The organism is Mesorhizobium sp. B2-4-19 (assembly GCF_006441315.1).
GTDB lineage: Bacteria > Pseudomonadota > Alphaproteobacteria > Rhizobiales > Rhizobiaceae > Mesorhizobium.
The window spans coordinates 126,186-137,416 of record NZ_VFUV01000013.1 but is presented as its reverse complement, the minus strand read 5'-3'; the positions used below and the strand labels follow the sequence as shown (position 1 = coordinate 137,416).

The following is an 11,231-nucleotide window of genomic DNA, read 5'->3' as shown; positions in this document are numbered from 1 at the left end:
TCATGCGTGGCGAAAGCGGCATTGCCTTTTCAATGCCCGGAGGCGACGTCTCGGGAACCAGGCAGTCCCGACCGGTCGATTTGGCACACCTTGCCCGGCAAACGATGGGCGACCGCGCCCTCGAGCAAGAGGTGCTGGCGCTGTTTGTACAGCAGGCGCTGTCGGTACGCGACAAAATTGTCGATGCCGATCTCAAGGACCGGCTCCTGCTGGCGCATGGGTTGAAAGGGTCTGCTCGCGGCGTTGGCGCCTTCGCCATCGCCGATTGTGCCACCGAGATCGAGCGGCAGCCGCAAGACGGCCAGATCCTCCAGCGGCTCGGCAAACTGATCGACGAAGTGCGCGATTTCATCGCCGCCATCAATCGCTGACCCCGGTTTGTGGAAAAACGTCACCGAGCGGCGCTTTCGCACGGCAGTTGACTTGTCTGCCGGAGTGATTATCTCGGCGGAAACTCCCTTCAGGTGACAAATGACCAAGCTGACCTTCATCGCCCATGACGGCACACAATTCGACGTGGACGCCGAAAACGGCTCGACGGTCATGGAAAACGCCATCCGCAACGCCGTGCCGGGGATCGAGGCGGAGTGCGGCGGCGCCTGCGCCTGCGCCACCTGCCATGTCTATGTCGACGAGGCCTGGACGGCGGAAGTGGGCGAGCCGGAAGCGATGGAAGAGGACATGCTGGACTTCGCCTACGACGTCCAGCCGAACTCGCGTCTGTCCTGCCAGATCAAGGTACGCGACGCGCTTGACGGCCTGGTGGTGCGGGTGCCGGAGCGCCAGGGCTAAGGCGTGTTGATATTCAGGTGATGCCGGCCTGCAAACGGCGGCTTCCTATGCTTCCGGCCTACGCCGGCCGAAGCATTGATGAGGGATCGTGGCGGCTAGGGCTACGGCCGGCGTAGGCCGGTGCTCACATACGAAAACTGCGCTCTGCTCCGGTTCTCGGTATCAACCCTGTTTGGTTGCTTCGCGCCGTCTTTGACTCCGGCTCGGCCTGACCTGAATCTCAATACGCCTTCGGCCACGTTCCAATTTCTTTGACATTGGCTGCTTGGCAGCAGGCCACGGCTCATGCAGTCTCGCCCCATTCCCAAGGGGACCACATCGCATGACCGAAACAATCAAGACGGATGTTCTCATCGTCGGGGCAGGGCCTGTCGGCCTTTTCGCCGTGTTCGAGCTCGGCCTGTTCGACATGAAATGCCACCTGATCGATATCCTCGACAAACCCGGCGGCCAATGCGCGGAACTCTATCCGGAAAAGCCGATCTACGACATTCCCGGCTGGCCCTCGATTTCGGCGCAAGGGCTGGTCGACAAGCTGCTGGAGCAGATCCATCCGTTCAAGCCTGACTTCACCTACAACCGCATGGTCTCCAGCCTCGAGAAACTGGAGGATGGCAGCTTTCGCGTCACCACCGACGAGAACGAGGTGTTCGAGGCCAAGGTGGTGGTGATCGCCGCAGGCGGCGGCTCGTTTCAACCCAAACGCCCGCCGATCCCGGGCATCGAGCCCTATGAAGGCAAGAGCGTCTTCTATTCGGTGCGCCGGATGGAGGATTTTCGCGGCCACGACCTTGTCATTGTCGGCGGCGGCGACTCGGCGCTCGACTGGACACTGAACCTGCAGCCGGTGGCAAAAAGCGTGACGCTGGTCCACCGGCGCCCTGAATTCCGGGCGGCGCCCGACAGCGTGAACAAAATGTATGCCATGCAAGAGATGAAGCAGCTGGCATTCAAGGTCGGCCAGGTGACTGGCCTGACCGGCGCCGACGGCCAGCTGTCATCGGCCACCATCAAGGGTGGTCCGGAAGGCGATATCGAAGTGCCATGCACACGCATGCTGCCCTTCTTCGGCCTGACGATGAAGCTCGGGCCGATCGCGGAATGGGGGCTCAATCTTCACGAGAACCTGATTCCGGTCGACACCGAGAAATTTCAGTCCTCGGTGCCCGGCATTTTCGCAGTCGGCGACATCAACTGGTATCCTGGAAAGCTGAAGCTGATCCTGTCGGGCTTCCACGAGGTGGCGCTGATGGCGCAGGCGGCCAAGCGCATCATCAGCCCCGGCGAGCGGATCGTGTTCCAGTACACGACCTCGTCGACCAGCCTGCAGAAGAAGCTCGGCGTGGTGGAGTAAAGGCGCGTCTATTCCGCGAGAACAGGAGCAACCGCTTCGTCGCGGCCGCGCAGCGCCTTTTCCGGCATCAGCATCATGGCGACGAGCGCCAGCACCAGGGTGATGCCGGCGGTGATGAAGATCATCACGAACGGCAAGGCTGATGCCAGCTGGACATGTGTCTGCGAACCCTCGGCGGAGAGCGGCAGGCCATAGCCGAGCGCGACCGCGCCGAGCAGGGCGACGCCCAGCGCGCCACCCAGCGTACGCAGGAAGGTCAGCACGCCGGTCGCAACCCCGAGATGGGTTCGATCGACGGCGTTCTGGACAGAGACGGTCGCGACCGGGAATGTCGTTCCGCTGCCCAGGCCGATCAGGGTTGTCAGGATCTCGACCTCGAGCAGCGAGGCGTGTCCGGCAATGGCGCTGAGCACGCCGATGCTGACAATGGCCAGGGCGATGCCGATCATGGCGATGCGCTTGTAGTGCGCGAAGCGGGGGATCAGGCGACCGCTTGTGGCGGCACCGGCGACCGTGCCGAGCAATAGACCGAGCATGGCCATTCCCGATTCGCTGACGGAAAGGCCGATGACGGTTTGCAGATAGACCGGCAAGTAGACCGAAGCGCCGATATTGGCCGCCTGCAGCAGGAACATCGACAGCGCACCGGCGAGCACGATCGGATTGCCCAGCACTTCAAGCGAGATCAGCGGTTCGGCGGCCCTCATCAGCCTCAGTGCGAACAGGGCCCAGAACACGGCCGAACCAGCCACCAGCCCGAGGATTTCGCGCGAAAACCAGGGATAGGTGCCGCCACCCCAGTTGAGTGCCAGAAGCAGAAGTGCCGTGGCGATAACCAGAAGCACGGCGCCCAACCCGTCGATGCGGTGATGTTTGGCCGCGATCGGCAGCTTCTTCAGCGGCTTGTTGATGATCGCCATGGCCAAAAGCCCAAGCGGAATGTTGATCCAGAAGATCAGCGACCAGTGCAGATGCTCGGCAAAGGTGCCGCCCAGCAGTGGCCCGGCAATGCTGGCGACGGCCCAGGTGCCTGACACCCAGGCCGCATAGCGTGCGCGTTCGCGCGGCGGCACGAGGTCGCCGATGACGGTTTGCGCCAGCGCAAACAGGCCGCCGCCGCCCGCACCCTGGATCGCGCGCCCTATCACCAGCACGAACATGTTGGGGGCCATGGCGCTGACCAGCGATCCGGCGAGGAAGATGAGGATCGCCGCGTAAACGGTTGGGCGGCGGCCATAGACGTCGGAAATCTTGCCGTAGAGCGGTGCCACGGCGGTGGCCGTCAGGAGATAGCCGGTGACCATCCAGGGGAGATACTCGGCGTGGCCGAGCGCTTGCGCGATGGTCGGCATGGCGGGTGCGATGATGGTCTGGTCGAGCGCCGCCAGCAGCATGGACAGAAGAACGCCGCCGATGATGGCGTTCTTCTCGCTTTCACTCAGCGGCGTGGCGGCGGCCGCGATGGTCTGCTTGTCGACAGCCTGGTCCATAGTCTTGTCCATTGCTTTGCGCGCGATCCGGGTCGACGATTGGGCTTGCCTGGTGCGTTGGCCGCGCGATCGGTCGTGGTGCTCGTGCCTTGAGGGTTGTGCCTTGCCAACCCGTGATATGTCGTTCCGTTTAGGCCGATTTCGACCGCCGTTCGAAAGTTTTCCGACGCTGGCACTACGCTTCGGCCCGGTTGGCTTGCACCGGCGCCATCGAGTGCGCCGATGAAATTCAGGCCGGCGGCAGCCGGCCGTTCTCGATGCGCTGGATGCGGTAGCGCATGAGCCGCAGGATACGGCTTTCGAAATTGACGCTCTCGACGCGATCGAACTGCACCTGGGCGCGGTCGTGCCTGGCGAGAATGGCGGCGGTGATCTCGGCCGCCTTGGCCTTGGCCGCAGCGCAATCCGTCCGCGGGTAGGTCGCCTTCAGCGCGTTTTCCAGCTCGCGGCCATAGTTCTTGGCGATCTCGACATGGCGTTCTTCATGGCGCTTGATGTCGGCCGACAGCGTGTCCCAGAACAGCTTCACGTCGGGATCCGCCTTTCGCGGGCGGCGCCATTCCGGAAGGATCACCTTGACCTTGATCGTCACGGCGGCGTCGGCGATCCGGCAGGAGCCAGCCTGCCTGGCGTAGCTGATACGGGTGGTGAAGGCCATCTGTGTGGCGCCGGGGTGGCGCGAGCCCGTGCTCTTGACCTGCGGCCCAAGTTTGGAGAGCTGCGTCTCGATGTCTTCGAGCGTGCTGCCGCCAATGGAAAAATAGCTGTATGTCTTGACGAGATTGGCCGCGCCCGCCGGAACAGCGGTCACGGCAAGCAGTAGCACGCAAAGCAGGGATCGTTTCATCATATTGCCTCTTTACCCACCTTGCTTTACGGCCGTTGCCGGCGCAACGGAATTGATCCTTTGCGGATCACACATCGTTGATGAGCCCATGGTTGATGAGCAATGACGGCGAGGCGATGGCAGCTGGCGCATGGACGTCATCTCGGCCTTGGCGGCAAGGCCGTGGTCGTCGGCATCCTCAACGTCACCCCCGACAGCTTTTCCGACGGCGGACTGTTCGATGCGCCCGAAGCGGCGCTGACCCAGGCGCGCCGGATGATCGAGGAAGGGGCGCGGATCATCGATGTCGGTGGAGAATCGACCCGGCCGGGTGCCGCCGCCATCTCGGCCAGCGAGGAACAGGCGCGTATCCTGCCGGTGATCGAGGCGCTGGCGCGCGCCGGTGACGCGCTGATTTCGGTCGACACCTATCGCGCGGACACAGCGCGGCTGGCCGTGGCTGCCGGCGCGCATATCGTCAACGATGTCTGGGGCCTGCAGCGCGAGCCCGACATCGCGCGGGTCGCCGCCGAAACGGGAGCCGGGCTCATCATCATGCATACCGGGCGGGATCGCGAGAAGCTGCCCGACGTGATCGCGGACCAGTTTGCGTTCCTGGAAAAATCCCTGGAGATCGCCCGTCGTAGTGGGATTGCGGACGATTGCATCGTGCTTGATCCCGGTTTCGGCTTCGCCAAGGAGACGGCTGAGGAAAATCTCGACCTGATGGCGCGGTTTTCCGAGCTCCATGCGCTTGGCTTTCCGCTGATGGCAGGCACATCGCGAAAACGCTTCATCGGCACCGTCACCGGTCGCGACGCGGCAGACCGGGCTGCCGGAACGGCGGCGACCAGCGTCATTCTCAGGCTCAAGGGCGCGCATCTGTTTCGCGTCCATGATGTCGCAATCAACGTGGACGCGCTGGCCGTGGCGGATGCTATGCTGGCGCTTGAAACCGCCGCATCGGAACGCTGAGCCATGTATGTCATCCGCCTGAAGAACTGCGCCTTCTTTGCACGGCATGGCGTGCTCGACGAGGAGGAGGCGCTTGGCCAGCGTTTCTATGTCGACGCGGTGCTGTCGGTCGAACCCGGGCGCGCGCTTGTCGACGACGCGATCGAGGAAACCGTCAACTACGGCATTGCCTTCACGGTGATCGAGAAGATCATCACCGGGGAGCGGCGCTTCCTGATCGAGGCCCTGGCCATGGAAGTGGCAAAGGCGCTGACGGAGCGGTTTCCGCAGATCAAGAGAGCCGAAATCACCGTGCGCAAGCCGAACGCGCCGGTGCCTGGCGTGCTCGATCATGTCGAGGTGACCGTTGTCTGGCCCGAGTAACACCGTCTACCTCAGCCTCGGCGGCAATCTGGGTGATCCGGCGGCCTCGATGGCGGCGGCGCTGCGCATTCTCGACGCCGATGCGGACACGCGCGTCACCGCCGTTTCATCGCTCTACCGCACACCGCCCTGGGGCAAGCTCGATCAGCCGGACTTCCTCAACGCCGCCGCCGAACTGTCGACCCGGCTCTCGCCGCGGGCGCTGCTCGACCTCTGCCTCGACGCCGAGCGGACGCTGAAGCGGGTGCGCGAGGAGCGCTGGGGGCCGCGCCTGATCGATATCGACATTCTGGTGTTCGGTGACCGCGTCATCCATGAGACCGGTCTGGAAGTGCCTCATCCGCGCATGCTGGAGCGCGCTTTCGTGCTGGCACCGCTGGCCGAAATCGCGCCGGATCTTGCCGTCGGCGGGCGAAGCGTGTCGGAACGGCTCGGCGCTGTCGACGCCGCTGGAATCGAGCCGTTGCCGTCCGGCCGGGATTGGTGGCTGACTTAACGATCAGCCGGAAAATCCGCCTTCGTCGAGAAACGCCTGCTCCTGCGGTGTCGTCTCGCGGCCAAGCATCCTGTTGCGATGCGGAAAGCGGCCGAAGCGGCGGATGATGTCGCGATGCTCCAGTGCGTATTTCAGGTTGAACTCGGCCCTGGCGGTGTGCAGCTCGACCGAAATGTCCTGGTCGGCAAGGTTTTCCGCATGTTCGAACGGCAAATACAGGAACACGCGGACTTCCGGTTCCAGCGCCAGGTCATGCCCGGCGGCGACCGCTTTTTGGGCAAAATGCTTCGCCAGCGGGTCGGTGGCATACATGTGGCCGGTACCGCGGAAGCAATTGCGCGGAAACTGGTCGAGCAGGATCATCAGCGCCAGCGAACCTTCGGCATGGCCTGACCAGGCGTCGCATTCACGCCGTGCCGCGGCATAGTGCAGGCCGAGAAAGCGATCGCGGAAATCGGCATCGAAAGCGTCGCTCTTCTCGAACCATGCATCCTCGCCGGCATCGCGCCAGAATTTGGTGACCGACAGGGCTCTGCTGTCCAATTCCATGCATGATTCCTTGGTTCAATCGGCGGTTTCGGATTTGTGCAGAACGCCGGCCGTCTCCTCGTTGAGGGCCTGACCGGGGCGGCGCGGCGTGGAGAGGGGTGTGGGAATCGGCGTGCCGATATTGCCCCGCAGGAAGCGCTGGCCGGCGCGAATGCCTTCGGCGAGCTGGGTTTCGAAACGGTCGGTGTCGCGACGCCTGACATCCTCGATCGTTTCCGCCACGTCTTCGGGATCAACGCCAAGCGATTCCAGGGCCGAGCCGCCGAAAACCAGTGCCGATTCGAAGGTCTCGCGCAGCTGATAGTCGACGCCGGCGCGAATGAGCTGCAGCGCGGTGCCGCGGTCGAAAGCCCGGGCAAGCACGGTGAGCAGCGGAAATTCGGCCTTGATCAACTGGGCGATGCGAACGGCCGCATCGGCCTTGTCGACGCAGATCAGCACGGCGCGCGCCCGGCCGGCGCCGGCCGCGTGCAGGATATCCAGCCGGGTGCCGTCGCCATAATAGACCTTGAAGCCGAAGTCGGCGGCCGCCTGGATCATCTCGACATCGTTGTCGATGATCGACACATCGATGCCGCGCAGCAGCAGCGGCTGGCTGGCGATCTGGCCGAAGCGGCCGAAACCGATGATCAGCACGCTGCCGGTCAGTCCGTCGGCGACATCGACGCCGTCGAGCGACTGCTCGTCGCGCGGGGTGACATAGCGCAAGGCGATGATCGCCAGCGGCGTCAGCACCATGGAGATGATGACGATCGCCGTCAGCGTCGCGTTGGCCTGGTTGTCGATGATGCCGACGGCGGCGGCGGCGGAGTAGAGGACGAAGGCGAATTCGCCGCCTTGCGCCATGAAGACCGCGCGTTCCAAGGCTTCGCGATGGCCGGTCTTGAGGATGCGGGCGACGATGTAGATGCCAAAAGCCTTCATGACCATGTAGGCGACGACATAGATGGCGATCAGCTGCCAGTTCTGCGCCACCACATGCAAATCGAGCGACATGCCGACGGCGAGGAAGAACAGACCGAGCAGGATGCCGCGGAACGGTTCGATGTCGGCTTCGAGCTGATGGCGGAAGGTCGATTCCGACAGAAGCACGCCGGCCAGGAAGGCGCCCATCGCCATCGACAAGCCGCTGAGCTGCATGGCGAGCGCCGATCCGAGCACCACCAGCAGTGCCGCAGCCGTCATCACCTCGCGGGCACGGGCATCCGCCAGGATGCGGAAGAACGGGTTGAGCAGATAGCGCCCCGCCAGCACCAGTCCGGCGATCGCGGCAAGGCCGATGCCGACCTCGGTCAGCCTTTCCGACAGGCTGGTGTCGGCGCCGCCCGGCGCCAGGAACGCGATCAGGGCCAGCAGCGGCACGATGGCCAGATCTTCCAGCAGCAGGATGGAGACGATGCGCTGGCCTTTCGGCGAGGCGATTTCGCCGCGTTCCTCGAGAAGCTGCATGACGATCGCCGTCGAGGTCAGCACGAACCCGGCGCCGGCGACGAAGGATTGCGAGACCGGAAAACCGCCGGCCACTCCCACGCCGGTCAAGAGGACCGCGCAGACCCCGACCTGCAGTGCACCGAGCCCGAAGATTTCGCGCCGCAGGCCCCAAAGCCGCGACGGCTGCATTTCCAGCCCGATGATGAACAGGAACATGACGACGCCGAGTTCGGCGACGTGGAGGATGGCTCCCGATTCGGAAAAGATGCGAAGACCAAACGGGCCGATCACCACGCCGGCCGCCAGATAGCCTAGGATCGAGCCGAGGCCCATGCGTTTGAAGATGGGGACTGCGACGACCCCCGCGGCAAGCAGCGCCACCACCTGAATGAGATCGCTGCCTGATGTTTCCGCTGCCATGCCTCTTGTCCCTATGTCCTACAGCACTCCTTGCATGCAGTTGGAGCGGGAGGCAAGGCCGGGGAGCCTGCCAGGACGGGTAGGGTGCCGTCGAAGCGTTTCCCCTGGCGGCACAACGGTCTCCACTTGCCTTCCGGACGATTGGTATATATATCCGCGAGATGACTGACCATTCGTCCTGGCCGTCTCCTGCGCCACATATTCCGATGGATGCGCTCAGCGAAGTCCTGCAAGACTTTCGCTTGAGTGGCGTCAATTATGGCCGCTGCGAGCTCCGACATCCTTGGAGCATAGAATTTCCGCAACAATCGCTGCTTCGTTTTCACTTTGTCGGTCAGGGTCCATGCTGGATCCACACCGAAGCGCAAGGCTGGCAGGAGTTGCGCGATGGCGATCTGGTGCTGCTGCCACAAGGCATCACCCATCGGCTGGCCAGCGCGCCGGACGTTGCAGGCGGCTCGCTCGATGATTGTCGGGTGACCAAGTTGGGGGGCAACGTCTGCGAAGTCGTACGGGAAGGCACGGGCGCGACAAGCACCCTTTTCTGCGGCTCAATGGCCTTGGGCGCCTATGCGTTGAACCCGTTGATCACGCTGATGCCGCCTATCATCAAGGGTTGCGACGTGGCCGGCAATGACCCGGTCATTGGTCCTTTGCTGGCGGCCATGACCGCGGAGGCCGCGCAACCACAGATGGGCAGCGCCACCATCTTGTCGCGTATGGCGGACTTGCTGACGGCCCGGCTCATTCGCTGCTGGGTCAATTGCACGGGAGCTTCGACCACCGGTTGGCTCGCCGCCATCCGCGACCCCAATATTGGCCGCGCTCTGGCAGCCATGCACAAAGACCCCGGCCATAACTGGACGCTCGAAAGCCTCGCCAGCCTGGCAGGCCAATCGCGCTCGATTTTCGCCGAGCGGTTCAGCGCTGTATTGGGAGAAGGCGCGGCACACTATCTCGCCCGTTTGCGGATGCAGCTTGCCCGCGAGTTGTTGGGGCAAAACGGTTTGTCGGTGGCCGAGGTTGCTACCCGCTTGGGCTATGATTCCGAGGCATCGTTCGCCCGCGCCTTCAAGCGCATCACCAATGTCTCCCCTGGCGTTGTGCGCCGCACAATTCCCGGACGAATAGACATGAATTTCGGATTTTAAGATACATTTCATCCGACCGGACTCGGTTATGAAGATCTCCAAACTTTGGAGATAGGTCCGTGACAGACACAACATTACAGCTTGAAGACGCGGCGATAGACGTTGATGCGGCTGCGCCGGCCAGGTGGGGCGCAACCACCTGGTTCGCGGTCATTTCATTGGCCGCCACCAGCTTTGCTCTGGTGTCAGCCGAATTTCTGCCGGCAGGTCTGCTGACGCCACTGGCGCGCGATCTCGGTATCAGTGAAGGAACAGCCGGACAGGTCGTCACCGCCACAGCTTCGGTCGGCGCCGTGACGGCCATGTTGAGCAATGTTCTCATTGGCCGATTGAACCGCAAGGCAGTGCTTGTTGGTCTCAGCGCCTTGGCAGTCGGCTCCAACATTCTTGCGGCGCTGGCGACCGATTTCTGGTTATTGTTGCTGGGTCGGGCCGGACTGGGGATCGCACTCAGCGCTTTCTGGGCACTTTCGGTCGCCGTGGTGGCGAGGCTGGTTGGCGCCAATGCGACTGGGCGGGGCATGGCTATCGTCACCCTCGGCGTCTCGCTCGCCACCATTGCCGCACCGTCGATGGGCGCGTTGATCAGCGACTGGCTGGGTTGGCGCAGCGCCATGGCCATGACAGCGGGGTTGGCCTTGCTTGCCATGCTGCTGCAATTGCTTAGCCTGCCGTCTTTGCCTGCAACGGCAAGCAATAGTCTTGCAGACGTCCTTCGGCTGACACGGCGGCGTGGCATTCAACTTGGTATGCTTGCCATCCTTTTGCTGATGACGGGGCATTTTGCCGGCTCGGTCTATGTGCGTCCTTTTCTCGAACACGTGACGCTCCTTGGAACCGGGCCTATTGCCCTGGCGTTGCTCGGATTTGGCATCGCCGCGGTGATCGGCAATATTGCCGGTGGCCGCATGGCCGACGCCAATATCCGCGTGGCTCTCGTGGTTACCGCCGCATTGATGGCGTTTGCGGCGCTGTCATTGGTGCTTTGGGGCGTGCACATTGGCGTTGCCTTTGGCTTCGCGACGCTGTGGGGCTTCGCCTTCGGCATGGCGCCGGTGGTGCTGCCGACAAATCTGTCTCGCGCAGCGCCGGACGCGCTGGAAGCAGCGGGCAGCCTGATGGTCGCCTCTTTTCAGGTCGCCATCACCATCGGCGCGGTTGTCGGCGGCTATGTCGTGGACACCTATGGCCCTACAGCGCCTTTGACGGTGACTGCCATCCTCGCAGCATCGACAGCCGTATTGGCGCTGCTACAGCCGCGCAACTGAACTTTGCCGCCGATGACACGGGCAGCCCGAATCCGGCCCGGACAATATTGCAGTCGCGTTGCACAAGTTTACGCGATGCACGCGTTGCTTGTTGCCACAATCGAAGGCTAAGGACG

General features: G+C 63.3%; 12 protein-coding genes. 8 read left to right on the top strand and 4 right to left on the bottom strand.

Annotated features, from left to right (window positions below; all coding sequences use genetic code 11):
* The first annotated feature begins 2 nt into the window (after positions 1 to 2).
* From FJ546_RS21495 to FJ546_RS21485, 3 genes are all read left to right on the top strand, one after another.
* Entirely contained in the window at positions 3 to 371 is a 369-nt protein-coding gene (locus FJ546_RS21495) for an Hpt domain-containing protein (protein ID WP_140891157.1), read from the top strand.
* 100 nt (positions 372 to 471) lie between these two features.
* Entirely contained in the window at positions 472 to 792 is a 321-nt protein-coding gene (locus FJ546_RS21490) for a 2Fe-2S iron-sulfur cluster-binding protein (RefSeq protein WP_010909663.1), read from the top strand.
* 322 nt (positions 793 to 1,114) lie between these two features.
* Entirely contained in the window at positions 1,115 to 2,146 is a 1,032-nt protein-coding gene (locus tag FJ546_RS21485) for an NAD(P)/FAD-dependent oxidoreductase (RefSeq protein WP_140891156.1), read from the top strand.
* A gap of 8 nt (positions 2,147 to 2,154) precedes the next feature.
* Here FJ546_RS21485 and FJ546_RS21480 read toward each other — a convergent pair whose 3' ends face one another.
* Both FJ546_RS21480 and FJ546_RS21475 read right to left on the bottom strand, forming a co-directional pair.
* Positions 2,155 to 3,636, bottom strand: a complete 1,482-nt coding sequence (locus FJ546_RS21480) for an MDR family MFS transporter (protein WP_140891199.1) — start codon at positions 3,634 to 3,636, stop codon at positions 2,155 to 2,157.
* A gap of 229 nt (positions 3,637 to 3,865) precedes the next feature.
* On the bottom strand, positions 3,866 to 4,486 hold the full coding sequence (locus FJ546_RS21475; protein ID WP_140891155.1) for a DUF922 domain-containing protein: 621 nt from the start codon (positions 4,484 to 4,486) through the stop codon (positions 3,866 to 3,868).
* Positions 4,487 to 4,585: 99 nt separating this feature from the next.
* On the opposite strand from FJ546_RS21475, the gene folP reads away from it, so the two are divergent.
* The 3 genes from folP to folK are packed head-to-tail and all read left to right on the top strand — an operon-like array spanning position 4,586 to position 6,296.
* Positions 4,586 to 5,437 (top strand): dihydropteroate synthase, encoded by an 852-nt coding sequence (folP, locus tag FJ546_RS21470; protein WP_140891154.1) that lies wholly within the window; start codon positions 4,586 to 4,588, stop codon positions 5,435 to 5,437.
* Between the two features lie 3 nt (positions 5,438 to 5,440).
* Positions 5,441 to 5,800 carry a dihydroneopterin aldolase gene (gene folB, locus FJ546_RS21465; RefSeq protein WP_140891153.1) on the top strand — a complete coding sequence of 120 codons (360 nt, stop codon included), beginning with the start codon at positions 5,441 to 5,443 and terminating at the stop codon, positions 5,798 to 5,800.
* The gene (gene folK, locus FJ546_RS21460; RefSeq protein ID WP_140891152.1) at positions 5,784 to 6,296 is read left to right on the top strand and encodes a 2-amino-4-hydroxy-6-hydroxymethyldihydropteridine diphosphokinase; all 513 of its coding nucleotides are present in this window, start codon (positions 5,784 to 5,786) and stop codon (positions 6,294 to 6,296) included. The genes folB and folK overlap by 17 nt, the downstream gene beginning before the upstream one ends.
* Positions 6,297 to 6,299: 3 nt before the next feature.
* On the opposite strand, the gene FJ546_RS21455 is transcribed toward folK, so the two are convergent.
* Entirely contained in the window at positions 6,300 to 6,845 is a 546-nt protein-coding gene (locus FJ546_RS21455) for a DUF924 family protein (RefSeq protein WP_140891151.1), read from the bottom strand.
* A gap of 15 nt (positions 6,846 to 6,860) precedes the next feature.
* The gene (locus FJ546_RS21450) at positions 6,861 to 8,696 is read right to left on the bottom strand and encodes a monovalent cation:proton antiporter-2 (CPA2) family protein (protein ID WP_140891150.1); all 1,836 of its coding nucleotides are present in this window, start codon (positions 8,694 to 8,696) and stop codon (positions 6,861 to 6,863) included.
* 161 nt (positions 8,697 to 8,857) lie between these two features.
* On the opposite strand from FJ546_RS21450, the gene FJ546_RS21445 reads away from it, so the two are divergent.
* Positions 8,858 to 9,847, top strand: a complete 990-nt coding sequence (locus FJ546_RS21445; RefSeq protein WP_181168027.1) for an AraC family transcriptional regulator — start codon at positions 8,858 to 8,860, stop codon at positions 9,845 to 9,847.
* A gap of 59 nt (positions 9,848 to 9,906) precedes the next feature.
* Complete coding sequence (locus FJ546_RS21440; protein WP_140891148.1) at positions 9,907 to 11,115, top strand: MFS transporter; 1,209 nt, start codon at positions 9,907 to 9,909, stop codon at positions 11,113 to 11,115.
* Positions 11,116 to 11,231 lie beyond the last annotated feature (116 nt).

What these genes read in the sequence shown, in the direction of transcription:
- FJ546_RS21495 (WP_140891157.1), top strand. Translation starts at nt 3, where the DNA reads ATGCGTGGCGAAAGCGGCATTGCCTTTTCAATGCCCGGAGGCGACGTC.
- FJ546_RS21490 (WP_010909663.1), top strand. Translation starts at nt 472, where the DNA reads ATGACCAAGCTGACCTTCATCGCCCATGACGGCACACAATTCGACGTG.
- FJ546_RS21485 (WP_140891156.1), top strand. Translation starts at nt 1,115, where the DNA reads ATGACCGAAACAATCAAGACGGATGTTCTCATCGTCGGGGCAGGGCCT.
- FJ546_RS21480 (WP_140891199.1), bottom strand. Translation starts at nt 3,636, where the DNA reads ATGGACCAGGCTGTCGACAAGCAGACCATCGCGGCCGCCGCCACGCCG.
- FJ546_RS21475 (WP_140891155.1), bottom strand. Translation starts at nt 4,486, where the DNA reads ATGATGAAACGATCCCTGCTTTGCGTGCTACTGCTTGCCGTGACCGCT.
- folP (WP_140891154.1), top strand. Translation starts at nt 4,586, where the DNA reads ATGACGGCGAGGCGATGGCAGCTGGCGCATGGACGTCATCTCGGCCTT.
- folB (WP_140891153.1), top strand. Translation starts at nt 5,441, where the DNA reads ATGTATGTCATCCGCCTGAAGAACTGCGCCTTCTTTGCACGGCATGGC.
- FJ546_RS21455 (WP_140891151.1), bottom strand. Translation starts at nt 6,845, where the DNA reads ATGGAATTGGACAGCAGAGCCCTGTCGGTCACCAAATTCTGGCGCGAT.
- FJ546_RS21450 (WP_140891150.1), bottom strand. Translation starts at nt 8,696, where the DNA reads ATGGCAGCGGAAACATCAGGCAGCGATCTCATTCAGGTGGTGGCGCTG.
- FJ546_RS21445 (WP_181168027.1), top strand. Translation starts at nt 8,858, where the DNA reads ATGACTGACCATTCGTCCTGGCCGTCTCCTGCGCCACATATTCCGATG.